We start from the raw sequence: 24,785 nt of genomic DNA on the forward strand, positions 1-24,785 counted from the left end.
GAGGCCGCCGAGAGGGGGTCTCCGCCGTGCCGGACGTGCGCAGAACGGTGTCGGCCGCCGGACCGGGCGTTCTCGGAGCGGGGTCGCCCGCCGGGCCGGGCCCTCGCTCGGCCGGTGGTCTCCGGCCGGGTGCGGCGGGTGGCCGGCCGGGTCCCGTTCGGTCGGGCGGCGCGTCAGCCCGGTCTGCGCTCCGCCGCCAGACGCACGATGTCCACCCGGGAACGGATCCCCAGCTTGCGGTACACCCGGGTGAGGGTCGCCTCGACCGTCTTGACGCTGATGAAGAGCCGCGCGGCGATCTCGCGGTTGGTGGCACCCTCCATGACGAGCGCGGCGACCTGCCGCTCGGTGGCCGCGAGGGTGTCCAGGGACGCGGGCGCGAGCGGCGGCGCGGGAGCATCCGCGGCGGACGCCGCCTCGACCTGGCGGAGCCAGGGGAGGGCCCGGCAGCGACGGAAGAGCCGGGCCGCCTCGTCGTACGAGGTGGGACCGGGCACGGCGGTTCCTCCTGCCCGCGCGAAGCCGAGGGCGTGGGGGAAGGCGCGCAGGGCGGCGAGTGCGTACGCGGCGCGGGCCTCCTCCAGGCCGTAGCCCAGCTTGGCGAGACGGTCCTGCGCGGAGGCCAGCTGTCGCTCGGCGGGCCCCTGTTCGCCACGAGCGGCGCGGACGAGGGCCTCGGCGCGGTCCAGGACGGCCAGCACGCTCTCGCGTTCCAGCCGCAGCGCCCGCTCGCGGGTCACGTCGATGACGTCCTGCGCCTCCACCACCTCCCCGACGCGGACGAGCGCCTCGGCGAGGTCGCCGTGCCAGCGTCCGCGCGCGGGATCGACGACGCCGAGATTGCCCTCCAACTCCCTTACCCGGCGCAGGGACTGCACGGCACCGGCCGCGTCACCGGCGACCAGCCGGGCGTGCCCGAGGGCACCGAGGGCGCGCGAGAGGTAGACCAGGTCGCCGTCCTCCTCGGCACGGTCCACGGCCTCCTGGGCGAGCGCGAGCGCCCGGTCCACGTCGCCGCCGGCCGCCTCGGCGAGCGAGGTGAACATGGCGGTGGCCGCCTCCCCGATCCCGGTGTCCCGGGCGAGCCGCAGACTTTCCCTGGCCAGGTCCAGCGCCCGGCCGCAGTGCCCGGCGCGCAGCTCGGTCTCCGCGAGCCCGCGCAGGAAGTGCACCTCGCTCTCGACCATTCCGCGGCGCTGCGCCTCGCGCAGCAGCGCGGTGATCGTCGTACGCGCCTCGGCCAGCCGGTCGCCCATGATCAGCCAGCGGAAGCGGGCGGCACCCGCGCCGTTGTGATCGCAGGCCACGCGCGGGTCCTGCGGCTCGCGCATCGCGCGCTGAATGGTTCCCGGGGCGCCGGGGTGGCCCATCAGGGTCTCCATCTGTGCCTGGAAGCCCAGGGCCAGGAGCTCGGTGCGCCGGTCACCGGCGCGCGCCGCGAGCCGCGCCGCGATCGCCGCCTCCTCGCGTCCCTTGGCCATCTCGCCCTCCACGAGCAGGGCCCGCCAGGCCAGTTGGTAGCGGACCAGGGCGAGCAGCCCGGGGTCCTCGCCCGCGTCCGCGAGTGCCTGCGGGAAGACCGCGTCGACCTCCGCCATGGCCTGCCCGGCCGCGTCGATGACGACGATCCAGGCCCGTACCCGGTCCGTGGGCCCGGTGGCGTGGGACAGCACCTCATGCGCGATGTCCCGCGCGAGGTCCGTCTCTCCGGCGGTCAGCGCGTCCTCCGCGGCCTGGAGGCGGCGCTGGTCGGGGCCGGGCACGGCGTCGGGCGGGGTGTGCCGGGCGGCCAGCAGTCCGAGACCCGCGGCGACGGAGGGAGCGCCCCGGTCCCGGGCGGCGGCCGCGGCGTCACCGAGCCGGGCGGCGACGCCCGGGTCCGTCCCGGTGGTCGCCAGGGCGAGGTGCCGGGCGCGTTCGATGGGGTCGGAGGCGGCCGTGGACAGGGCGGCGTGCGCGGCCCGCCGCTCCTGGGCGCTCGCCTCCGCGTACAGGGCGGCGGACACCAGGGGGTGCGCGAACCGGATGCCCGGTGTCTCGCGTTCCGTGGCGAGCAGCCCGAGCGCCGCCGCCGACGCGGTGTCGGCCTCGGCGTCCGCGCGGCCCGCCGCGTGCAGCAGCGCCAGGGTCGGGCGGGCCCCCGCGCTCGCCACGAGCAGGGTGCGACGGGCCTCCGCGGACAGCATGTCCAGCCGGCTGAGGACGAGTGCTCGCAGGGACGTCGGCACGGGCAGTGGCTCGCCCGGACTCGGCGGGGTGCGGGACTCGGCGAGTGCGCGGCCCAGTTCGAGCGCGAAGAGGGGATTGCCGCCGCTGGTGCGGTGGATGTCCCGCACGGTCGAGCGGGACAGGCCGGTGTGGCCGCGCCGGTCGAGGAGCCGGGCCACGTGGGCGCGGGTGAGCGGGTTGATCCGCAGGGCGAGGGTGTCCGGGGGAGACGCGCGTAGATAGCGGTCCGTCCGCAGTTCCTGCGACTCGGTCTCGGTGCGTACGGCGCACAGCATCCGTACGGGCACACCGCCGAGGCGTCGGGCGGCGAAGCCGAGCAGTTCGGCACTGGCCGGGTCGAGCCACTGGAGGTCGTCGGCCACGATCAGCACGGGGCCCCGGGCGGCCAGGGCCCGGAGCACGGACAGCACGGCGAGCCGCAGCGCCAGACCGTCGCGCTGGAGGGTCGACTCGCCGCGTCCGGTGAGGGCGGACTCCAGAGCCGTGCGCTGCGGGGCGGGGAGACCGTCCGAGACCTCGTCGACGACCAGACCGAAGAGGTCGGCGAGCGCGAGGAACGGGAGATGGGATTCGGACTCGGTCGCGGAGCACCTCAACACGGTCCGTGCCGTTTCGGCGCATTCCGCGGCCAATGACCGCAGGACGGTCGACTTTCCTATTCCCGCGGGGCCGTGCACCAGCACACTGCCGCCGCCGGAGAGTTGCGCACGCGCCTCGGTGAAGAGTTCCTCCCGGCCGATGACCAGGTCGGGGCGGGGTCTGGCAGGTTCGTTGAAGTCCCCTCGCACGGTCACCGCTCCCCTCGTGTGTCGTGTCCGGGCCAATATTAGGCAACGACTCTTTGAATTTCGGACTGTCGACATGGTGAGGGAAATAACAAGCCAGCCGCATAAGCGATTTCAGTGTCGCGATGATTGAATGGGAAGCCGCAGAAGGGGAGCGCTCCCGCGCGCCGGTCCGGCGCCGTTTCCGCCTCCAGGCCCCCTTTCGTCCGGTCCCGCCGAAGGCTCTCCCGGGCCCTGACAGGCCACATTTGCGCCACGGGAGCGGTCCCACGCGTCGCCCCGTCCACGGGGTGCCCCCACCTGCCGCGCACGGGCGGACGCGTGCCCGTGCGCGGGCGAAAGAAACCCCGCCGCGCTCAGCCGGATCGCGCACGGCCGCAGCTCCGGGGGTGCACGCGGCTCGCGCACAGGAGCACCACATTCCCTCCCGTACCTGAGGAGCACCGCGTCCCAAGGGAGCAGCGGGTGCGCGAGAGGCTCGTCAGTGCGTGCACGTGCGGAGCCCCGTGGGGTGCACGCGGCACGAAGCCCACTCGCGCACGGGGGTGCGCCTCCCCTCGCGCGGCAGTTGCCCCTCCCGCACCGGAGCACCGTCGCGGGGGAGTCCCGTCCGTCGGGCCTGAGCGGAGACCCGCGCATCCTGGGCGGCAGGATCCCCTCAGCGCACGGGAGCACCACCCGCGGGAGGCTTCCCGTCCGTCGCGCGGAGAAGGAACCCTCGCCCACCCCGTACGGGACGGCCCCGAAGGCGACCCCGCGCCACGGGAGGACCCCGCCCTAAGGGAGCAGCCCCGCCCGCCGCGCGGCGACCACGGCCTCCAGGCGGGTGTGCGCGCCCAGCTTCCGCATCGCCGCGCGCAGATACCCCTTCACCGTCTCCGGACGCAGCCCGAGGCGCTGTGCGGCGACCGCGTTGGTGGCCCCCGTCGCGACACAGGCGAGGACGTCCAGCTCGCGGGGCGCGAGACCCGCCTCCCGCGTTGCCACGGACGGCGCCGCCGCGTCGGCCAGCCGCCCGCAGACCGCGAGCAGTTCGTCCCGCAGCGCCGGGTCGGCGATCCGCGGGGCCATCGCGCGCAGCGCGCCGTGGGCCTCCCGCACCTCTTCCCACGCACCGTCCGTCACCGACGGCTCCTGCCTGCGCGCGACGGCGAGCAGGTCCCGCGCCTCGTCCCGTACGACCAGCGCCTGCTCCACGTCCCGGGCCGCCGCGACCGCGGCGCCGAGCGTGCGGTCGCCCAGGGGCTGCGCCGTCCGCAGGGCGCCGTACAGCACACCGCGCACCCGCCGGCGTACGACGACGGGCACCGCGAGGACGGAGCACAGCCCCTCGGTGGCGACCGCCACGTCGTACTCGTGGCTGATCTGCCGCGAGGTCGAGTAGTCGGTCACCGCGCAGGGCCGGGCCAGGGCCACCGCCTTGCCGCCCAGACCGTTCCCCGAGGAGACGGCGAGCGCGCTGAGCGCGGCCGTCGCGGTGCCGCTGAGTTCGCTGATGCGCACGTGCCGGCGCCCGGGATCGACCAGGCCGCCGAAGGCGACCGGCAGCCCCGTCGCGCGGCGCAGCCGCACCAGCGCACCACGCATCTCCACTGCCTCGACTGCGTCTGCTGCCACCTGTTCGCCCCCTCTTCGCGGCGCACCCCCCGTTCGGGGGTGGTGAGACCTGCATCACGGAATACACGATGTTAGGCGGCGGTCCGGCAACGAGGAGGACACATGACGGCGACGACGGGCGCGACGGACGAGTTCCGCGCCGCGCGGGACTTCCTGCTGGAGCACCGCGAGGACTACCTCACGGCCTACGAGGGTTTCCGCTGGCCCCGCCCCGAGCACTTCAACTGGGCGCTCGACTGGTTCGACGTCGTCGCACGCGGCAACGACCGGACCGCCCTGCACATCGTGGAGGAGGACGGCGACCGCACCGAGGTCTCCTTCGCCGCGATGTCCGAGCGCTCGAACCGGGTCGCCAACTGGCTGCGCGCGCAGGGCGTGGGAGCCGAGGACCGCGTGCTCGTCATGCTCGGCAACCAGGTCGAACTGTGGGAGACGGCGCTCGCCGCGATGAAGCTGCGGGCCGTGGTCATCCCGGCCACCCCGCTGCTCGGCGCCGCCGACCTGCGCGACCGGGTCGAGCGGGGCCGGGTGCGGCACGTCGTCGTCCGCTCCGACGACGCGGCGAAGTTCGACGACGTGCCGGGCCGCTACACCCGGATCGCGGTCGGCGGCGCCCGCCCCGGCTGGCTCCCGTACGAGGAGGCGTACACGGCGGACGCGGCCTTCGAACCCGACGGCCCCACCCTCGCGGACGACCCGCTGATGCTCTACTTCACCTCGGGCACCACCGCCCGCCCCAAGCTGGTCGAGCACACCCACGTCTCCTACCCGGTCGGACACCTCGCGACCATGTACTGGATCGGGCTCAAGCCCGGCGACGTGCACCTCAACATCTCCTCGCCCGGCTGGGCCAAGCACGCCTGGTCGAACCTCTTCGCTCCGTGGAACGCGGAGGCGACCGTCTTCATCCACAACTACACGCGCTTCGACGCGGGCCGGCTGATGGCGGAGATGGACCGGGCGGGCGTCACCACCTTCTGTGCCCCGCCCACGGTGTGGCGGATGCTCATCCAGGCCGACCTGACCCAGCTGCGGACGCCGCCCCGCGAGGCCGTCGCCGCGGGGGAACCGCTGAACCCCGAGGTCATCGAGCAGGTCCGGCGCTCCTGGGGTGTCACCATCCGGGACGGCTTCGGGCAGACCGAGACGGCCGTCCAGGTCTCCAACAGCCCCGGGCAGAAGCTCAAGACGGGCTCCATGGGGCGGCCCTGCCCCGGCTTCCGCGTCGAACTGCTCGACCCGGTGACCGGCGCGCCGGGAGCGGCGGAGGGCGAGATCTCGCTCGATCTGTCGGACCGCCCGGTCGGCCTGATGACCGGCTACCACGGGGACGGCGACCGCACGGCTGAGGCGATGGCCGGCGGCTACTACCGCACCGGGGACATCGGCTCCCGGGACGAGGACGGCTACATCACGTACGTGGGCCGCGCCGACGACGTGTTCAAGGCCAGCGACTACAAGATCTCGCCGTTCGAGCTGGAGAGCGCCCTGCTGGAGCACGAGGCGGTCGCGGAGGCCGCGGTGGTCCCCGCCCCCGACGAGCTGCGGCTGGCCGTCCCGAAGGCGTACATCGTCCTCGCGGCGGGGTACGAGCCCGGCCCCGACACGGCCAAGGTGCTCTTCGAGCACTCCCGTACCGTCCTCGCCCCGTACAAGCGCATCCGCCGCCTGGAGTTCGGCGAGCTCCCCAAGACCGTCTCCGGCAAGATCCGCCGGATCGAACTGCGTGAGGCCACGGCCGCGGGATCCGCCGCCGAGTACCGCGAGGAGGACTTCCGGTGACAGAACTGTCCTACGCCCACGGCACGAGCACCACACCCCTGCTGGGCGACACGATCGGCGCCAACCTGGACCGGGCGATCGCCGCGCACCCGGAGCGCGAAGCCCTCGTGGACGTGCCCTCCGGACGCCGCTGGACGTACGCCGAGTTCGGTGCCGCGGTCGACGAGGTGGCGCGCGGACTGCTCGCCAAGGGCGTGCTCAAGGGCGATCGCGTCGGCATCTGGGCGATCAACTGCCCCGAGTGGGTGCTCGTCCAGTACGCGACCGCCCGGATCGGCGCGATCATGGTGAACATCAACCCCGCCTACCGGGCACACGAGTTGGAGTACGTGCTGAAGCAGGCGGGGATCTCGGTGCTCGTCGCCTCGCAGGAGCACAAGAGCAGCGACTACCGAGCGCTGGTCAACCAGGTCCGAGAGAAGTGCCCGGAGCTGCGGGAGACGGTGTACATCGGCGACCCCTCGTGGGACACCCTGACGGCGGGTGCCGCCGCCGTGCCCGCGGAGCGACTGGCCGCCGCCGCGGCCGAGTTGAGCTGCGACGACCCGGTCAACATCCAGTACACCTCGGGCACCACCGGCTTCCCCAAGGGTGCGACGCTCTCCCACCACAACATCCTCAACAACGGCTACTGGGTGGGCCGCACCGTCGGCTACACCGAACAGGACCGGGTCTGTCTGCCCGTGCCCTTCTACCACTGCTTCGGCATGGTGATGGGGAACCTGGGGGCCACCTCGCACGGCGCGTGCATCGTCATCCCGGCCCCGTCGTTCGACCCGGCGGCCACGCTGGAGGCCGTGCAGCAGGAGCGGTGCACGTCCCTGTACGGCGTCCCCACCATGTTCATCGCGGAGCTGAACCTGCCCGGCTTCGCGACCTACGACCTCTCCTCCCTGCGCACCGGCATCATGGCGGGCTCGCCCTGCCCGGTCGAGGTGATGAAGCGGGTCGTCGCGGAGATGCACATGCGGGAGGTGTCCATCGGCTACGGCATGACCGAGACCTCCCCGGTGTCCCTGCAGACCCGGATGGACGACGACCTCGAACACCGCACCGGCACCGTCGGCCGGGTCCTGCCGCACATCGAGGTGAAGGTGGTCGACCCGGTCGGCGGCGTCACGCTGCCGCGCGGCGAACCGGGCGAACTGTGCACCCGCGGCTACAGCGTGATGCTCGGCTACTGGGACGAGCCCGAGAAGACCGCCGAAGCCGTCGACCCCGGACGCTGGATGCACACCGGCGACCTCGCGGTCATGCGCGAGGACGGCTATGTGGAGATCGTCGGCCGCATCAAGGACATGATCATCCGTGGCGGCGAGAACATCTACCCCCGCGAGATCGAGGAATTCCTGTACGCCCACCCGAAGATCGCCGACGTCCAGGTGGTCGGGGTACCCCACGAACGCTACGGCGAGGAGGTGCTCGCCTGCGTCATCCCCCGCGACCCGGACGATCCGCTGACCCTGGAGGAACTGCGCGGCTTCTGCGAGGGACAGCTCGCGCACTACAAGATCCCCAGCCGGCTGCGCATCCTGGACGCCTTCCCGATGACGGTCTCCGGAAAGGTCCGCAAGATCGAACTGCGCGAGGAGGCCGCGCGGGAGCGGTGACGCGGTGCCGGTGTGTGCCGTGCCGGCCGCCGGGGTGTACCGGCCGGTGTGGTGGGTGTGCGTCACGCGCCGGAGACGGCGAGTTCGTCCGCGAGGGTGTTCACGGGTCGAGGGGTGCCCGTGAGGTCGAGGACGAAGAGGGGGACCCCGAGGCTGTCCGCGCGGGCGCGGGCCTCGTCGGCGTAGCCCGCCAGGGAGAAGTAGACGCAGCCCGCCGACTCGGTCATGGCCGTCAGCCACAGGCACTCGACGTCGCGCGGTGAGGCCGGGCGCACGGTGGGGTCCACCTGGGCCAGGATGCCGCGGGCGGCCAGCCCGATTCCGGCGGGCGGACGCTGGTCCGCCCGCCGGATGTCGCGGTAGCCGAGCCAGCGCAGGTACAGCGCCGCGGCCGTGACCGCGTCCCGCGCGGTACGGATGGTGACCGGCTGGAACGCCGGCCGGGGCGCACCCGCGGGGTTGCCCGGCCGGCGTCCCGCGCCCTTCGCGACCCGCGCCCGGCCCCGCCCCTGTTCACCCCCGGAACCCGGGCGACCCGTCGCGCCGGACCCCGGGCCCCCTGCCGGGTCGGAACCCGGGCGCTCGACCGCGTCGATGTCCGGGTCCTCGACCGCGCCCGACCCCTGGCCCCCGGTCGCGCCGACGTCCGGGCCCCTTGCCGCATCGGCGTCCGGGCCGCCCACCGCGTGTACGTCCGGGGCGCGCGCCGGGTCCGTGTCCGCCCCGCCGCGCCCCGTCCCTCCCTTGCCGTCGCCCGAGTCGATCTCGTCCCGCGGTGCCGCGCCTTCTCGTGTCCCGTCCTCCGGCGCCGTGTCCGCCGGGCCCGGCCGGACCGGCGGGACCACCGGGATGCGCAGTGTCGTGCCGCAGGGGCAGCCCAGCTCGGGGTGCGGCCACTGGGCGACATGGTCGCAGGCGCGGCACCGGACCGTGGCCCACTGCTCGTCCCAGATGCGGTGCGTGACGGGCGACGGGTTCGCGAGGCGGTCCAGCTCGGGCGTGACGGGCGCGCCGCACACGCAGGGATAGGGCGGTGCCGCGTAGAGGTGCTCGCGTCGGCAGACCGGACACCTCACCGGCACGCTCTCGGCCATGGCCCACTCCAGGTCGTCACGTCGGGACAGCGTTCCCATCGTCCTCCTGCCGGACGTTCCGAGGCGGCGAAACGGTTCGACGTCCACCGTCGGGGTCGCCCGGGCCCGCTCTTGACGCCCCTCATCACGCCGCCTACATTGCTTCCAGATAGTAGAAGTTATTTTCCGCAATGCGGAATCCAAGGGCTGAGGGGTCCGAGGGTCCGCCGCGGAACCGCAAAGGAATCAACAGCTCTCCGCGGGGCGCGACGGGAGCGCGAATCCGACAGCCGAAGCAGGAGTACTCCATGGCTCGTATGACCGCTGCCCGCGCGGCAGTCGAGATCCTCAAGCGCGAGGGCGTCAGCAACGCTTTCGGCGTGCCGGGTGCGGCGATCAACCCCTTCTACGCGGCTCTCAAGGCATCCGGCGGGATCAACCACACCCTCGCCCGGCACGTCGAGGGCGCCTCGCACATGGCGGAGGGCTACACCCGGACCCACCCGGGCAACATCGGCGTCTGCATCGGCACCTCCGGCCCCGCCGGGACCGACATGATCACCGGTCTCTACTCCGCCATCGGCGACTCCATCCCGATCCTGTGCATCACCGGGCAGGCCCCGACCGCCGTGATCCACAAGGAGGACTTCCAGGCCGTCGACATCGCCTCCATCGCCAAACCGGTGACGAAGATGGCGGTCACCGTCCTGGAAGCGGCGCAGGTCCCCGGCGTCTTCCAGCAGGCCTTCCACCTGATGCGGTCCGGTCGCCCCGGCCCCGTCCTGATCGACCTGCCCATCGACGTCCAGCTGACCGAGATCGAGTTCGACCCGGAGACGTACGAGCCGCTCCAGGCGTACAAGCCGGCCGCCAGCCGCGCCCAGATCGAGAAGGCGATCGGGCTGCTGAACGCGTCCGAGCGGCCGCTGATCGTCGCGGGCGGCGGTGTCATCAACGCCGACGCCTGCGAACTCCTCGTGGAGTTCGCCGAACTGACGGGCACTCCGGTCGTCCCGACCCTGATGGGCTGGGGCGTCCTCCCCGACGACCACGAGCTCAACGCCGGCATGGTGGGTCTGCAGACCTCGCACCGCTACGGCAACGCGACCTTCCTGGAGTCCGACTTCGTCCTCGGCATCGGCAACCGCTGGGCCAACCGCCACACCGGCAAGCTGGACGTCTACACGGCGGGCCGCACCTTCGTGCACGTCGACATCGAGCCCACCCAGATCGGCAAGATCTTCGCCCCGGACTACGGCATTGCCTCCGACGCCAGGGCCGCGTTGGAGCTGTTCGTCGAGGTGGCACGGGAGTTGAAGGCGGCGGGCAGGCTGCCCGACCGTTCCGCGTGGGCCGCGTCCGCGCAGGAGAAGAAGGCCACGCTCCAGCGCCGTACGCACTTCGACGACATCCCGATCAAGCCGCAGCGCGTCTACGAGGAGATGAACAAGGCCTTCGGGCCGGAGACGCGTTACGTCTCCACCATCGGCCTCTCGCAGATCGCCGGCGCCCAGATGCTGCACGTCTACCGGCCGCGGCACTGGATCAACTGCGGCCAGGCGGGTCCGCTCGGCTGGACGATCCCGGCCGCGCTCGGCGTGGCCAAGGCCGACCCCGACGCGCAGGTCGTGGCGCTCTCCGGCGACTACGACTTCCAGTTCATGATCGAGGAACTCGCCGTCGGCGCACAGCATCGGATCCCGTACGTCCACGTGCTGGTGAACAACTCCTACCTCGGCCTGATCCGCCAGGCGCAGCGGGCGTTCGACATCGACTTCCAGGTCAAGCTGGAGTTCGAGAACATCAACTCGCCCGAACTGGGCGTCTACGGCGTCGACCACGTCAAGGTCGCCGAGGGCCTGGGCTGCAAGGCGATCCGCGTGACCGACCCGGCCGAGCTGGGCGCCGCCTTCGAGCAGGCCAAGAAGCTCGCCGCCGAACACCAGGTCCCCGTGGTCGTCGAGGCGATCCTGGAGCGGGTCACCAACATCGCGATGTCCACGACGAACGACATCGGCAACGTCGTCGAGTTCGAGGAACTCGCCACCGAGCCGGGCCACGCGCCCACCTCGATCAAGACCCTGAAGGTCTGACACAGCGCCGACACGGGCAGTGCCGCAGGGGCGGTACCGCCGATTCCCGGACGGGGCGGCTCACCGGAGGGTGAGCCGCCCCTTTCGCGCGCGGCAGGCTGCGCACCGTACGCGGTGGGCCCGCGCCGTGCCTGAGGTTGCCCGGCGGCTGGGCCGCTTCCCGTGCCCGTGCCCGTGGTCGTCCGGGCCGGGCCGCTTGGTGTGCCTGAGGTCGCACGGCGGGCCGAGCGCTTCCCGTGCCTGAGGTCGCACGGCTGACCGGGCATCCTCTTCCCGTGCCCGCGGTCACGGGACGGTCGGCCCAGCCGCTTCCCGCGCCCGCGGCCCCGGCGGCGGTGCGCCCTGTTCACACCGTGCCCCGACCCGGCATCCTCGCCCCATGCGGATGACCGTCCCCACGCCCCTCGGCGACCTCGCCGTGCGCTGCCACGGCACACCCGGCGCCCCCGCCCTGCTGCTCCTGCACGCCAACCCCGGGGACGGCCGCGACTACGACGCCGTCCTGCCCGCCCTCGCCGACCGTCGTCGCACGTTCGTCGTCGACTGGCCGGGCTATGGCGACTCCACCGCGCCCCACCCGCACCTGGTCACGCCCGAAGGACTGGCGGAGGCCGCGGAGCGCGTCCTCGACGCGCTCGCCGACGAGCACGGGGTGCGCGAGATCGCCGTACTCGGCAACAGCGTCGGCGGCTACGTGGCCTGCCGTCTCGCCGAGGGCCGCCACAGCCGTACGGTCACCGCGCTCGTCCTCGTCGATCCGGCGGGCTTCACCCGGCACACCGCCGTCACCCGCTGGTTCTGCCGCGAGGTGATGGGCCGGCCGGAGCGGGCCCGTCGGCTGGTCGTCCCGCTGGCCCGCGCGTACCTGGGCCGGCTCGGTACGTCGAGCGCCCGGGCGACCTTCGCGCGCGTCCGGCTCCTGCCCGACGACGAGGTGCGGCTCGCCGTGCACTGCGCCCTCTGGCGCGGTCTCGCCGACCCCGGCTTCGGGATGGCGGACCCGGCCGTCCTGGACGTGCCGATCCTGCTCCTGTGGGGTCGGCGCGACCCGGTGGTTCCGGCCCTGCTGGACGGTCGCAGGGCCCGCGGCGCGCTTCCCGTGCGGACGTCGAGCGTGGTGCTGCCCACCGCCCACGAGCCGTACAACGAGCGCCCGGACCTCTTCCTGAGCCACGTCCTGCCGTTCCTGAAGGACCCGAGGGCGGCCGGTGCCGGCCGGTCCCGTGGCTGAACGTCACGCAGCGGCGCGGCGGTCCGGGGCTCGCCCCTCGCCCGCCGCGCCGCTGTTCTCGGTGCTTCCCCCGTACCCCCGTACCCCCGTACCCCCGTACTTCCGTACCCCCGTTCGGAGCCCGCCGCCCCCGTGCCGGCGGGCCCCGTGTGCCGAGAATGTGCCTCATCCGGGGGGAGTTGAAGCCCCCGGGACGGTGTTCAGAGGTTGATTTGAGGGTTCCGTAGGGCGGGTACGCCCGGTTGCGTACGCCGGAGGTCGTTCCGCGCCCTCAGTGGGACGGCTGCGCGGGGTGCCCGGGGTGCTCCGAGAGCCCGGGCCAGTCGTCCGGCCCGCCGCCCTGCCAGTCGATGATGTCGGTCGCCTCGACCTCGACCTCGTCGAGGTCGACGTCGGCGTGCCGCAGGATCTCGACGACGTCGTCGAGGTGGTAGGCGATACCGAGCGTCTCGTCCCCGGCGGTGACCCGCCGCGACCCGTCCAGTGCCGGAGCGTGCACAACGATGCTGGGAAAGTCCATGTCCTCAGGCTGCTGCGCGGCGGCCGTATCCGCACCCGGAGAACAGGGCGAGGCGCCGGGTACGGGACCGTCCGTACCCGGCGCCTCGGGCCGGTGAGCCGTGTGGTGGTTGCCGTCCGACGGCGCGAGGCTGGGCGCGACAGGACGTTCGCGCCGCCGGACGGAGCATCAGGGTCTGCACGTAGGTGCGGGGAGGGCCGCACCGGAAGTGCGGGGAGAGACGTACCAGGGGTACGGAGAGGACCGCGGCGGATGCGATGGAACCCGGTTCCCCTTCCCTCAGGTCGAGAAGGGGGCCGGTGAACCGTCACCACCGCACTGGCTCGCACGCCGCCGCGGTCCCGGTCCTGCCCGGACGGCGCTGGACCACCCCTCATCCGGGTCCAACGCCGCCACGGGCGGCTCGTGTCGAGGCTCAGTCCTCGCGCAGGGCGCGGACGGCCTCCTCCACACGCCGGCCGTACTCCGGGTCGGCGGCGTGGAAGTGGGCGAGGTTCTTCTCGATCACGTCGTCGCGGGAGACCTGGGAGAGGCCGCCGGCGATGTTCGCGATCAGCCGGGACCGCTCCTCGGCCGACATCAGGCGGTACAGCTCACCCGCCTGGAAGAAGTGGTCGTCCTTGGTGTGCAGCGGGGCCTCGTGGGTGCCCGTGTGGCCCGACACCGCGAGCGGTGCGGACAGCGGGCGGCCGGTCTCGGCCGGACCGTCGTACGAGTTGGGCTCGTAGTTCTTGGCGTGGCGGCCCTGGCCGTTGGTGGCCATCAGGCCGTCGCGGCCGTAGTTGGCGGCGTCCGCGGCCTTCGGGGCGTTGACCGCGAGCTGGGTGTGGTTGACGCCCAGGCGGTAGCGGTGCGCGTCCGCGTAGGCGAACAGACGGCCCTGGAGCATCTTGTCGGGGGAGGGGCCGATACCCGGAACGAAGTTGTTCGGGGAGAAGGCGGCCTGCTCGACCTCGGCGAAGACGTTGTCCGGGTTGCGGTCCAGGACCAGCCGGCCCACGCGCTGGAGCGGGTGGTCGCGGTGCGGCCACACCTTGGTGAGGTCGAACGGGTTGAAGCGGTAGTCCGCCGCCTCGGCCGCCGGCATGATCTGGACGTACAGCGTCCAGGACGGGTTCACGCCGCGCTCGATGGCCTGGAGCAGATCCGTCTGGTGCGAGTTCGGGTCCTTGCCCGCGATCTCCTGGGCCTGCTCGGCGGACAGCGAGCGGACGCCCTGGTTCGTCTTGAAGTGGTACTTGACGAAGAAGGCCTCGCCCTCGGCGTTCGTCCACTGGTAGGTGTGCGAGCCGTAGCCGTTCATGTGGCGGTACGAGGCCGGGATGCCGCGGTCGCCCATCAGCCAGGTGATCTGGTGCGTCGCCTCGGGGGCGTGCGCCCAGAAGTCCCAGACGTTGTCCGGCTCCTGCTTGCCCGTGAACGGGTCGCGCTTCTGGGAGTGGATGAAGTCGGGGAACTTGATGGGGTCCTTGATGAAGAACACCGGGGTGTTGTTGCCGACGAGGTCGTAGTTGCCCTCTTCGGTGTAGAACTTGAGCGCGAAGCCGCGCGGGTCGCGGACCGCGTCCGCGCCGCCGAGGCTGTCGGCCACGGTGGAGAAGCGCAGGAACACCTCGGTGCGCTTGCCGACGGTGTCCAGGAAGTCGGCGTGGGTGAAGCCCGTGACGTCGTCGGTGACCTCGAAGTAGCCGTAGGCGCCGGAACCGCGGGCGTGCACCACGCGCTCCGGGATGCGCTCGCGGTTGAACCGGGCGAGCTTCTCCAGGAGGTGCTGGTCCTGGAGCAGGAGCGGGCCACCGACGCCGGCGGTGGCGGAGTTCTGGTTGTCGGCGACCGGGGCGCCGGACTCGGTCGTAAGCACGCGCTTCGACATCGTGACCTTCCGTACGAGGGGCAGCGGGGTCAGCGGAAAACTGTTTCCGCTTCATGGACCTTCCGCTTGGTGGAGCCTAGGTTCGGGGCGAACTGGGCGTCAACAGTTTGTTGAAGAGGGATCCGGGCCGCGGCGGCGCCTGGGCGCGACAGGACAGGTGTCGGCGCCGCCGCGGTCCGGACGTTCGGGAGGGCTCAGACCTGGGCGCCGGAGAGGCGCTCGACCGAGCGCAGCAGCGCGGAGTGGTCCAGGCCGCCGTCGCCCTGCGCGCGCAGGCTGGCGACGAGCTGCGCGACCACGCCGCCGACCGGCAGCGCGGCGCCGACGTTGCGGGCGGCGTCCGTGACGATGCCCATGTCCTTGTGGTGCAGGTCGATACGGAAGCCCGGCTTGAAGTCGCGGTTCAGGAAGTTGTCCTTCTTGCGCGTCAGCACGGTGGAGCCGGCGAGACCGCCGTTGAGGACGTCGAGCGCGGCCCTCAGGTCCACGCCGGACTTCTCCAGGAAGACCACGGCCTCGGCGCACGCCTGGATGTTCACGGCGACGATCAGCTGGTTGGCGGCCTTCACGGTCTGGCCCGAGCCGTGCGGACCGCACAGCACGATGGTCCTGCCCAGCGCCTCGAAGAGCGGCTCGGCCTCGTCGAAGTCGGCCTGCTCGCCCCCGACCATGATCGAGAGCACGGCCTCGACCGCGCCGGCCTCGCCGCCGGACACCGGGGCGTCCAGCACGCGGATGCCCTTGTCCTTCGCCGCCTCGGCGAGGTCCACGGAGGTCTGCGGGGTGATCGACGACATGTCGATGAGCAGGGCGCCGGCCTTGGCGTTCTCCAGGATGCCGTCGGGGCCGTAGGCGATCGCCTCGACCTGCGGGGAGGCGGGCACCATCGTGATCACGACGTCGGCCTCGCGCACGGCCTCGGCGATCGAGCCGGCCACGGTGCCGCCGGCGGCGGCCAGGCGCTCCAGCTTGTCCTGCTCCAGCGTGTAGCCGGTGACCTCGTAGCCGGCCTTGATCAGGTTCTCCGACATGGGCGAGCCCATGATGCCGAGACCGATCCAGGCCACCGACGGGCGGGCGGAGTCTGCGGGGTTGTTGCTCATGAGGGTGCCTCTCTGGCTTCTCTGCTGCGTCAGGGGGGGCCGCGCGGGGTGCGGCCGGGTCCGTGCGTGGCGCACGGCGGGGCCGGGCCCGGGGGCTCAGCGGGCGGCGCGGGCCTCGGCGGGCAGCCAGTCGAAGGCCTCCGCGCTCGGGCGGTCGCCGGGTTTGTACTCCAGGCCGACCCAGCCCTCGTAACCGGCCTTCCGCAGCTGGTCGACGAGATCCTCCAGCGGGAGGGTGCCGGTGCCCGGGGCGCCGCGGCCGGGGTTGTCGGCGATCTGCACGTGTCCGGTCCGGCCGCTGTACTCGGCGATCACCTGCGCCAGGTCCTCGCCGTTCATGGACAGGTGGTACAGGTCCATGAGGAACTTGGCGTTGCCGAGGCCCGTCGCCTCGTTGACCTTGTCGACCACGCCGATGCCGGCCGGTGCGCTGACGAGCGGGTAGTCCGGGGACTCGGGCTGGTTGAGCGTCTCGACCAGGAGGATCGCGCCGATCCGGTCGGCGGCGCGCGCCGCGAGGACCAGGTTCTCCAGCGCGAGGGCGTCCTGCTCGGCGGGGTCCACGCCCTCGACGCGGTTGCCGTACAGCGCGTTGAGCGCCTTGCAGCCGAGCGACCGGGCGAACTCCGCGGCCACGTCGATGTTGGCGCGGAACTTCTTTGACTCGGCGCCGGGGATCGACAGTGCGCCCCGGTCGGGGCCCGGTAGCTGCCCGGCGTAGAAGTTCAGGCCCGTCAGCTGGACGCCCGCGTCCTCGATCGCCTTCTTCAGGGCGTCGAGCTCGGACTGCTCGGGGGTGGGGGAGTCGACCCAGGGCCACCACAGCTCGACCGCGGTGAAGCCCGCCGTGGCGGCGGCCGCGGGGCGCTCCAGGAGCGGGAGTTCCGTGAAGAGGATCGACAGGTTGACGTTGAAGCGCTGGTCTGCGAATCCCATGGGGGTCGGCGCTCCCTTCCGGTGTCGAGATTCCGTATTACGGAAGTTCGTTTCTGCTTAATGGAAGATTGCCGCCGGGCGTCGTGGCTTGTCAAGGGGGTGCCACAGGAAACCGGCCCGTACGGGGGGCCCGGCGCGGAGGGGGCTGCCGGGGAAACCGTGGCGCGCAGTAGGTTGAGCCCGTGCGATTGAGAGTGGAGTTCACGACCGAGCCCTTCGACCTCGACGAGGCGCCCCCGCACGCGCTGGTCGCCCGCGAGGTCATCGAGGCGGCCGAGCTGGACGCCGTGGACGTCGGCCCGTTCGGCAACACCGCGGAGGGCGGTGCCGACGCGGTGCTCACCGCGGTCGACGCACTGCTGCGCAAGGCCCTGGGGGCGGGCGCCACCCGGGTCTCGCTCCAGGTGAACGTGGTCGGGGAGGGCGATAAGTGAGCGGTATCGGGGACGACCCCTTCGTCACGGCGGTCAAGCCGCTGGTCGACGCCATGGGGGGCGAGATGCTGCCGCCCGGCGAGGCCGGAGCCGACGACGTCGTGCTGTCCTGGGAGGGTGCGGACGTCGTCGCCGTGCGCCTGCCCCAGCTCGCCGACTCGCTGGACCACATCCTGGCCGCCCTGGAGCGCAAGCAGGGCCGGCCGCTGGCCGATCTCGACCGCAAGGCGAAGCAGGAGGTCGTGCGCATACTGGAAGCGCGCGGAGCATTCTCCGTACGGCACGGCGTGGAGACCGTGGCGAGCGCGCTCGGCGTGAGCCGGTTCACCGTCTACAACTATCTGAACCGCGAAAAAGGGGCCTGACCAGGCGCGACGCGGCGAGGGCCGGCCCGCGCGCGAGGCACCGCCGTCCGGACTGCCGGGCGGCGGTTTTTGTTACCCGAAGTTTTCAACAAAGTGTTGACGTGGTGTTTCCGAGGGCGTTAGCTATCCGCAGCCCGTCCAGCACAAGGCCACGGAGGCTTCCCGTGACTTCGAGTACGACACCTGGCGGCCTCGCCCGGTTCAACGCCCTGGAGGAGCAGGCGGCCCTCGCCGCACTCCACGAGGTGTGCGCCTCCACCGCGTGGGCCCGCATCCTGCTCGCCCGGCGCCCGTACGCCACCACCGACGATCTGCACCTGGCGAGCGACGCCGCCATGGCCGAGCTGACCGCCGTGGACCTGGCGGAGGCGATGGCGGGACACCCGCCCATCGGGCGCCCGAAGCCGGGGGACCCCACCTCCTCCCGTGAGCAGCGCGGCATGGCCGGCGCCTCCGCGGAACTCAAGGAGGAGATGCTCGAACTGAACCTGGCCTACCAGGAGAAGTTCGGCCACGTCTTCCTGATCTGCGCCACCGGCCGGACCGGGGAGCAGATGCGCGACGCGGTCAAGGAACGGATCGGCAACTCGCCCGAGCAGGAGCGGGAGATCGTCCGCTCCGAACTGGGCAAGATCAATCGCATCCGTCTGGCCGGTCTCGTAGAGGGAGATGAGGCATGAGCACCGACACCACCGCCTCCGTGTCCACACACATCCTGGACACCAGCGCGGGACGCCCCGCCGAGGGCGTCGCCGTCCGACTCGCCGTCCGCGCCGGCGGCGAGGCGGACTGGGAGGCGCTCGGCGGCTCCGCGACCGACGCGGACGGCAGGTGCAAGGACCTTCCGGCACTGCCGGAGGGGACGACCCATGTACGGCTCGACTTCGCCGTCGAGCAGTACTTCGAAAAGAAGCAAGCCGATGCGCAGCAGGACGCCCCCGCGAATCGGGACAGCGGCGCGCCCGGAGTGTTCTTCCCGGAGGTGGCGATCACCTTCGCCGTCCGGCCGGGCGAGCACTACCACGTACCGCTGCTGCTCAACCCGTTCGGCTACTCCGTTTACCGAGGGAGCTAGCAGACATGCCCACGATTCTGGGACAGAACCAGTACGGCAAGGCCGAGAACCGAGTCGTCAGGATCACCCGCGACGGCGCCACGCACCACATCAAGGACCTGAACGTGTCGGTCGCGCTGAGCGGCGACATGGAGGAGGTCCACTACTCGGGCTCCAACGCGAACGTCCTGCCCACGGACACCACCAAGAACACGGTGTACGCCTTCGCCAAGGAGTACGGCATCGAGTCCGCCGAGCAGTTCGGCATCCACCTCGCCCGGCACTTCGTCACCAGCCAGGAGCCGATCAAGCAGGCGCGCATCCGCATCGAGGAGTACGCCTGGGAGCGCATCGAGGCCTCGGACGCGAACTCCAAGTTCATCGGAGCGGACGCGGTCAAGCACTCCTTCGTCCGCAAGGGCCAGGAGACCCGCGTCACCCAGATCACCTTCGACGGTGAGAACTGGGAGGTCATCTCCGGTCTGAAGGACCTCGTCGTGATGAACTCCACGAACTCCGAGTTCTGGGGCTACGTCAAGGACAAGTACACGACGCTCAAGGAAGCCTACGACCGCATCCTGGCCACCCAGGTGTCCGGCCGCTGGCGCTTCAACTGGAGTGGCGACGAGCAGAAGATGCCCAACTGGGAGAAGTCCTACGACCAGGTGAAGAAGCACATGCTCCAGGCCTTCGCCGAGACGTACTCCCTCTCGCTGCAGCAGACCCTGTACCAGATGGGCGCGCGCATCATCAACAACCGCAGTGAGATCGACGAGGTGCGCTTCTCCCTCCCGAACAAGCACCACTTCCTCGTCGACCTGGAGCCGTTCGGGCTGGAGAACGACAACGAGGTCTACTTCGCGGCCGATCGCCCGTACGGCCTCATCGAGGCGACCATCCTGCGTGACGGCTGCGAGCCGCGCATCCCGGTGGACCTCACCAACTTGTAGGACCGCTCCGCGGGACTGCGTGCCCGATTCCCCGACGCGTGCGCCGGCGTCGAGTCCCAGGGGAGAGCGGGGGCATCTGCGCGACAACAGCACCACGGATCCGGTCGTCACCCCGCTCGACCCCCGGATCCGTCCACCAATGGGAAGAACGAGGAACCGCCGTGGCAGTCGAGCGCATCGTCATCGAGAACTGCGCCATCGCGACCGTGGACGGAGGCGACACCGAGTACGCCTCGGGCCACATCGTCGTCGCCGGCAACAGGATCGAGTCGGTCGGCGCGGGCAGGGCCCCCGACGACCTGGAGAACGTGGTACGCCGCATCGACGGCACCGGGCACCTGGCCACGCCCGGCCTGGTCAACACCCACCACCACTTCTACCAGTGGATCACCCGCGGCCTCGCCACGGACCACAACCTCTTCAACTGGCTCGTCGCGCTGTACCCGACCTGGGCGCGCATCGACGAGAAGATGGCGTACTCCGCCGCGCAGGGCTCCCTCGCCATGATGGCCCGCGGCGGTGTGACCACCGCCATGGACCACCACTACGTGTACCCGAGGGGCTCCGGCGACCTGTCCGGCGCCATCATCCGGGCCGCCCGCGAGACGGGCGTCCGCTTCACCCTCGCCCGCGGCTCCATGGACCGCGGCAAGTCGGACGGCGGCCTTCCCCCGGACTTCGCCGTCGAGACCCTCGACGGCGCGCTGGCCGCGACCGAGGCGACCATCGACGAGCACCACGACGCCTCCTTCGACGCGATGACACAGATCGCGGTCGCGCCCTGCTCGCCCTTCTCCGTCTCCACCGAACTCCTCAGGCAGGGTGCCGAACTCGCCCGGCGCAAGGGCGTACGGCTGCACACGCACGGATCGGAGACGGTCGAGGAGGAGCAGTTCTGCAAGGAACTGTTCGGCATGGGCCCGACCGACTACTTCGAGTCCACCGGCTGGCTCGGCGAGGACGTGTGGATGGCGCACTGCGTCCACATGAACGACTCCGACATCGCCGCCTTCGCCCGCACGAGGACGGGCGTCGCCCACTGCCCGTCCTCCAACGCCCGCCTGGCGGCCGGTATCGCCCGCGTCCCCGACATGCTCGCCGCCGGCGTCCCCGTCGGCCTCGGCGTCGACGGCACCGCCTCCAACGAGTCCGGCGAACTGCACACCGAACTGCGCAACGCCCTGCTCATCAACCGCCTCGGCGCCCACCGCGAGGCCGCCCTGAACGCCCGTCAGGCGCTGCGTCTCGGCACCTTCGGCGGTGCCCAGGTCCTCGGCCGCGCCTCCCAGATCGGCTCCCTGGAACCGGGCAAGCTCGCCGACCTGGTCCTGTGGAAGCTGGACACCCTGGCCCACGCCTCGATCGCCGACCCGGTGATCGCGCTGGTCTTCGGCGCAGCCGCACCGGTCACGCTCTCGCTCGTGAACGGCAGGCCGGTCGTCGAGGACGGCCGTCTGCTGCACGTCGACGAGGACGCCATCGCCCGCTCCACGCGGGAAGAGGCGCAGCGCCTGGCGGGCATCGCCGGGCAGGACTGACGCGCCGGCCCGTGCGCCGTCCGGCGCGCGGGCCCATCAACCGGAGATCTCCGGCAGAGGGGGACGGCCCTCTGCCGGTAGCCGTGGACCCGAGCGGGGTCCATGGCGGCCGTGTCCGGGGCGGGCATGGACGTGCACGCCCCGGAACGGTCCCCGTCCCCAACAAACGGGTGCCGTTCGCCCCGAACGGATCCGTCCCGGTCCCGCACGACCGCGCATCACCTCCCTGAAACCCGCGTCAATGCCGACGTGTACCCGACCGGAGGAGCCGCTGTGGCCGCTCAGCCCGCGCCCCGCACCGATGCACGACCGACTGGCCAGCCCAAGCACCCAGTCGATGAGAAACTGCCCGCCCTCAAGATGGCGACCAGCGGCCTCCAGCACGTGGCCGCGATGTACGCGGGAGTCGTCGCCCCACCGCTGATCGTCGGCGCCGCCGTCGGTCTGTCCGCCACCGAACTGACCTTCCTCACCGGCGCCTGCCTGTTCACCGCGGGCCTCGCGACCTTCCTGCAGACCCTCGGCTTCTGGAAGATCGGCGCCAGGCTCCCGTTCGTGAACGGAGTCACCTTCGCCGGCGTCGCCCCCATGACCGCCGTCGTCGCGTCCGCCAAGGACAAGAGCGACGCGCTGCCGATCATCTTCGGCGCGGTCATCGTCGCGGGCGTCCTGGGGTTCGCCGCCGCCCCCTTCTTCAGCAAGGCCGTCCGCTTCTTCCCGCCCGTCGTCACCGGCAGCGTGATCACCCTGATAGGTGTCTCGCTCCTGCCGGTCGCCTTCGGCTGGGCGCAGGGCCCCGACCCCACGGCCCACGACTACGGCTCGACGACCTACCTCGGCCTCGCCGCGGCCACGCTCGTCGTCGTCCTGCTGCTGCGCCGCTTCACCCGCGGCTTCGTGAAGCAGATCGCGGTGCTGCTCGGCCTGGTGATCGGCACGCTCGTCGCGATCCCCTTCGGTGTCACGGACTTCGGCCCCGTGGCCGACGCGGACGTGGTCGGCTTCCCGACGCCCTTCCACTTCGGCGCCCCGCAGTTCCAGCTCGCCGCGATCCTCTCGCTGTGCGTGGTGATGGTGGTGTCCATGACCGAGTCGACCGCGGACATGCTGGCGCTGGGCGAGATCGTCGAGCGGCCCGCCGACGAGAAGACCATCGCGGCCGGCCTGCGCGCCGACACCCTCGGTTCGGCGCTGAGCCCCCTCTTCAACGGCTTCATGTGCAGCGCCTTCGCGCAGAACATCGGTCTGGTCGCGATGACGAGGATCCGCAGCCGGTACGTCGTCGCCACCGGCGGCGGTTTCCTGGTGCTGATGGGCCTGTGCCCGATGGCCGCGTCGCTCATCGCCGTCGTGCCCCGTCCGGTGCTCGGCGGAGCGGGCGTCGTGCTGTTCGGCTCGGTCGCCGCGAGCGGCATCCAGACCCTGGTCCGGGCCAGCCTGGAGAAGGACAACAACGTGCTGATCGTGGCCGTTTCGCTGGCCGTCGGCATCATCCCGATCACCGCGCCGGAGTTCTACCACGCGTTCCCCGAGACCGCGCGGATCGTGCTGGACTCGGGGATCTCGACGGGCTGCGTCACGGCCGTGGTCCTCAACCTGGTCTTCAACCATCTCGGCAAGGGTGAATGCCACGACGCGGGCGAGGTGACCCACCCGATGGAGGCGGGCGAGGACCTCAAGGCGGTCCCGGCGCACTGACCGGGACGCATCCGCCCGGCGGGCCCGCCGGGGGCGCGGCACGAGAACCGTGCCGCGCCCCCGGCCTTCCCGGACCCGTCAGCCGATGTGGTAACTGTCGCCGTAGACCTGCCAGTCCAGCGGCGGATCGAGGTTCAGGTTCCGCTTGCGCACGAAGACCCGCTGCTCGGTGTCGACCCGGCTGGTGTCGGAGTGGGCCTCCTCCTGTTTCATGGCCCACACGCGCGCGTCGAGGAAGGCGTTGAGCCAGGTCACCTCGTCGCCGCCCTGGGACGGCGGCTTCGCCTCGGCCAGTGCGCGCCGCCTGATGCTGCTGAAACTGGTGCTGTCGCCGCCGTCGCCGTGCATCACGATGGCGTCGTAGTAGGTGAACTGGCCGAGCGCGCCGATGCCGTCGGCCTTGCCTTGCCGGACGGCCGGGTCGAAGTACACCCGGTCGCGCTCGTCGTTCTGCGCCTGCTGGAAGGCCGTGTCCTGCGCCGCCCTGCGCCAGTCGCCCGGGAAACCGGGGTCGAGGCCGTCGTGCGAGTCGCTGCCGTCCACCTCGCGCAGCGCGGGCAGGTACTTGGCCAGTACGTTGCCGGGCTTGCGCCGGGTGTAGAGCTCCACCAGGTCGAGCATGTCGCCGGTGCCCGAGCAGAAGCCGATGATCCCGGCGGTGTAGCCGCGCCCGTCGCCGATGTCCTCGATGTACTTGTACTGGGCCTTCCAGTCCAGCGAGGAGTTCTCCGCGCTGGAGACGAGCTTCATCGCGATCTCCTTCTTCGCGGGGTCGTCCAGACCGGCCGGCGCGGCGGTCGCGGACTGGGTGGCGACGAGGGGACCTGCCAGCAGCGAGGCTCCGATCAGGGCGAGCAGGGTGCGGCGCGACGTCCGTATGTGGGGGGTGTGCACGGTACCTCCGGAGGGGGGTGTGTGGTTCCGCGTACTGTTAGGAAAGTTTCCTACCAGAGATTGCGAAGGCCGTACACCCGTACGGACAAAGCGAGTTGGTGCGAGACGGGTGCCGGTCACTCCGCTACCGTCGGAGCGCGCGGCGGGACGGCGCACAGGGGTCGGGGTCACGAGGGGGAGTGCGTGTCATGAACGAGTCGGGCCGTGTGGAGGCCTTCAGCGACGGTGTGTTCGCCATCGCCATCACACTGCTGATCCTGGAGATCAAGGTCCCGGAGGTGGGGGAGCACGGCGGCCTGTGGCACGCGCTGGGCGCGCAATGGCCCTCGTACGCCGCCTACGTGGTCAGTTTCCTGGTCATCGGCATCATGTGGATCAACCACCACCAGCTCTTCGGCTACGTCGTCAGGGTCGACCGCACGCTGATGTTCCTGAACCTGCTCGTGCTGATGGTGGTGGCCGCCGTGCCCTGGCCGACCGCGATGCTCGCGGAGTACCTCCGCGAGGACGAGGCCTCCCATGTCGCGGCCGCGGTCTACAGCATGGTCATGGTCGCGATGGCCCTCGCCTTCCAGGCCCTGTGGTGGCACCTGACCCGCACCGGTCATCTCCTCGACGGCCGGGTCGACGTGGCCGCCGCCCGCCGCACCCGGGTCCGCTTCGCCCTCGGATCGCTCGCCTACCCGGCCACGGTCGGCCTCGCCTACGTCTCCGCCCCGTCGACCCTGGCCGCGCACGGCCTGCTCGCGGTCTACTACGGGTTCAACCAGGTACCCGTACCGACCCGAGAGCACGACAAGGCCGTGCCGCAGGCAGACGCCCGGTGACGTAGTACGTGGGCGGGACGCCCATCAGCGTGCGGAAGTCGGCGGCCATGTGTGACCGGTCGCAGGAGCCGGGGGGGGGGGGGGGGGGGGGGGGGGGGGGGGGGGCGGGGGGCGCCGCGGGGGGGGGGGGGCGGGGGGGCCGCGCGCCCGCGCGCGCCCCGGCGCCCGCCCCC

General features: G+C 71.8%; 20 protein-coding genes. 12 read left to right on the forward strand and 8 right to left on the reverse strand.

Going from position 1 to position 24,785, the window contains the following annotated elements; all coding sequences use genetic code 11:
* Positions 1 to 173 precede the first annotated feature (173 nt).
* Entirely contained in the window at positions 174 to 3,023 is a 2,850-nt protein-coding gene (locus ACZ4IF_RS21775) for a helix-turn-helix transcriptional regulator (RefSeq protein ID WP_467565108.1), read from the reverse strand.
* A 768-nt stretch (positions 3,024 to 3,791) separates the two neighbouring features.
* Positions 3,792 to 4,631, reverse strand: coding sequence for a helix-turn-helix transcriptional regulator (locus tag ACZ4IF_RS21780; RefSeq protein ID WP_467565110.1), 840 nt, complete (start codon positions 4,629 to 4,631; stop codon positions 3,792 to 3,794).
* 102 nt (positions 4,632 to 4,733) lie between these two features.
* Between ACZ4IF_RS21780 and ACZ4IF_RS21785 the strand changes: the two genes are divergently transcribed.
* On the forward strand, positions 4,734 to 6,413 hold the full coding sequence (locus ACZ4IF_RS21785) for an AMP-binding protein (protein ID WP_359501177.1): 1,680 nt from the start codon (positions 4,734 to 4,736) through the stop codon (positions 6,411 to 6,413).
* Complete coding sequence (locus tag ACZ4IF_RS21790) at positions 6,377 to 8,023, forward strand: AMP-binding protein (RefSeq protein WP_467565335.1); 1,647 nt, start codon at positions 6,377 to 6,379, stop codon at positions 8,021 to 8,023. The genes ACZ4IF_RS21785 and ACZ4IF_RS21790 overlap by 37 nt, the downstream gene beginning before the upstream one ends.
* A 62-nt stretch (positions 8,024 to 8,085) precedes the next feature.
* On the opposite strand, the gene ACZ4IF_RS21795 is transcribed toward ACZ4IF_RS21790, so the two are convergent.
* The gene (locus ACZ4IF_RS21795) at positions 8,086 to 8,868 is read right to left on the reverse strand and encodes a hypothetical protein (protein WP_467565337.1); all 783 of its coding nucleotides are present in this window, start codon (positions 8,866 to 8,868) and stop codon (positions 8,086 to 8,088) included.
* A gap of 536 nt (positions 8,869 to 9,404) precedes the next feature.
* Between ACZ4IF_RS21795 and gcl the strand changes: the two genes are divergently transcribed.
* Together gcl and ACZ4IF_RS21805 are read left to right on the forward strand one after the other, a co-directional pair.
* Positions 9,405 to 11,189 carry a glyoxylate carboligase gene (gene gcl, locus ACZ4IF_RS21800; protein WP_467565112.1) on the forward strand — a complete coding sequence of 595 codons (1,785 nt, stop codon included), beginning with the start codon at positions 9,405 to 9,407 and terminating at the stop codon, positions 11,187 to 11,189.
* A gap of 379 nt (positions 11,190 to 11,568) precedes the next feature.
* Complete coding sequence (locus ACZ4IF_RS21805) at positions 11,569 to 12,420, forward strand: alpha/beta fold hydrolase (RefSeq protein ID WP_467565114.1); 852 nt, start codon at positions 11,569 to 11,571, stop codon at positions 12,418 to 12,420.
* A 271-nt stretch (positions 12,421 to 12,691) separates the two neighbouring features.
* Here the strand turns inward: ACZ4IF_RS21805 and ACZ4IF_RS21810 are convergent, their stop codons facing one another.
* The 4 genes from ACZ4IF_RS21810 to ACZ4IF_RS21825 all read right to left on the reverse strand — a co-directional run bounded on the left by ACZ4IF_RS21810 (position 12,692) and on the right by ACZ4IF_RS21825 (position 16,852).
* A complete protein-coding gene (locus ACZ4IF_RS21810) occupies positions 12,692 to 12,940 on the reverse strand; it encodes a hypothetical protein (RefSeq protein WP_095937383.1) in 249 nt (82 codons plus the stop codon).
* A gap of 415 nt (positions 12,941 to 13,355) precedes the next feature.
* Entirely contained in the window at positions 13,356 to 14,813 is a 1,458-nt protein-coding gene (locus ACZ4IF_RS21815; protein ID WP_359501168.1) for a catalase, read from the reverse strand.
* 194 nt (positions 14,814 to 15,007) lie between these two features.
* Positions 15,008 to 15,916, reverse strand: coding sequence for a 2-hydroxy-3-oxopropionate reductase (locus tag ACZ4IF_RS21820; RefSeq protein ID WP_467565117.1), 909 nt, complete (start codon positions 15,914 to 15,916; stop codon positions 15,008 to 15,010).
* 96 nt (positions 15,917 to 16,012) lie between these two features.
* Complete coding sequence (locus ACZ4IF_RS21825; protein WP_467565119.1) at positions 16,013 to 16,852, reverse strand: TIM barrel protein; 840 nt, start codon at positions 16,850 to 16,852, stop codon at positions 16,013 to 16,015.
* A 182-nt stretch (positions 16,853 to 17,034) separates the two neighbouring features.
* On the opposite strand from ACZ4IF_RS21825, the gene ACZ4IF_RS21830 reads away from it, so the two are divergent.
* The 7 genes from ACZ4IF_RS21830 to ACZ4IF_RS21860 all read left to right on the forward strand — a co-directional run bounded on the left by ACZ4IF_RS21830 (position 17,035) and on the right by ACZ4IF_RS21860 (position 22,891).
* Positions 17,035 to 17,286 (forward strand): YkoF family thiamine-binding protein, encoded by a 252-nt coding sequence (locus ACZ4IF_RS21830; RefSeq protein WP_037763576.1) that lies wholly within the window; start codon positions 17,035 to 17,037, stop codon positions 17,284 to 17,286.
* The gene (locus ACZ4IF_RS21835; protein WP_359501162.1) at positions 17,283 to 17,651 is read left to right on the forward strand and encodes a helix-turn-helix domain-containing protein; all 369 of its coding nucleotides are present in this window, start codon (positions 17,283 to 17,285) and stop codon (positions 17,649 to 17,651) included. The genes ACZ4IF_RS21830 and ACZ4IF_RS21835 overlap by 4 nt, the downstream gene beginning before the upstream one ends.
* Positions 17,652 to 17,815: 164 nt before the next feature.
* Positions 17,816 to 18,331, forward strand: coding sequence for a 2-oxo-4-hydroxy-4-carboxy-5-ureidoimidazoline decarboxylase (gene uraD, locus ACZ4IF_RS21840; RefSeq protein ID WP_467565122.1), 516 nt, complete (start codon positions 17,816 to 17,818; stop codon positions 18,329 to 18,331).
* On the forward strand, positions 18,328 to 18,726 hold the full coding sequence (uraH, locus tag ACZ4IF_RS21845; protein ID WP_359501158.1) for a hydroxyisourate hydrolase: 399 nt from the start codon (positions 18,328 to 18,330) through the stop codon (positions 18,724 to 18,726). Before uraD ends, uraH begins: the two co-directional genes overlap by 4 nt.
* A 5-nt stretch (positions 18,727 to 18,731) precedes the next feature.
* Positions 18,732 to 19,655: a factor-independent urate hydroxylase gene (pucL, locus tag ACZ4IF_RS21850; protein ID WP_095937390.1), complete on the forward strand. Its 924-nt coding sequence runs from the start codon at positions 18,732 to 18,734 to the stop codon at positions 19,653 to 19,655.
* Positions 19,656 to 19,816: 161 nt separating this feature from the next.
* The gene (locus ACZ4IF_RS21855) at positions 19,817 to 21,193 is read left to right on the forward strand and encodes an 8-oxoguanine deaminase (RefSeq protein ID WP_467565125.1); all 1,377 of its coding nucleotides are present in this window, start codon (positions 19,817 to 19,819) and stop codon (positions 21,191 to 21,193) included.
* A 360-nt stretch (positions 21,194 to 21,553) separates the two neighbouring features.
* Positions 21,554 to 22,891, forward strand: a complete 1,338-nt coding sequence (locus ACZ4IF_RS21860) for a nucleobase:cation symporter-2 family protein (protein WP_467565127.1) — start codon at positions 21,554 to 21,556, stop codon at positions 22,889 to 22,891.
* A 78-nt stretch (positions 22,892 to 22,969) separates the two neighbouring features.
* Here ACZ4IF_RS21860 and ACZ4IF_RS21865 read toward each other — a convergent pair whose 3' ends face one another.
* Entirely contained in the window at positions 22,970 to 23,785 is an 816-nt protein-coding gene (locus ACZ4IF_RS21865; protein ID WP_467565129.1) for a chitosanase, read from the reverse strand.
* Positions 23,786 to 23,973: 188 nt separating this feature from the next.
* Here ACZ4IF_RS21865 and ACZ4IF_RS21870 point away from each other — a divergent pair, with 188 nt between their 5' ends.
* On the forward strand, positions 23,974 to 24,612 hold the full coding sequence (locus ACZ4IF_RS21870) for a TMEM175 family protein (protein WP_467565131.1): 639 nt from the start codon (positions 23,974 to 23,976) through the stop codon (positions 24,610 to 24,612).
* The last annotated feature ends 173 nt before the right edge of the window (positions 24,613 to 24,785 follow it).

This window comes from Streptomyces sp. NPDC025784, assembly GCF_055558435.1.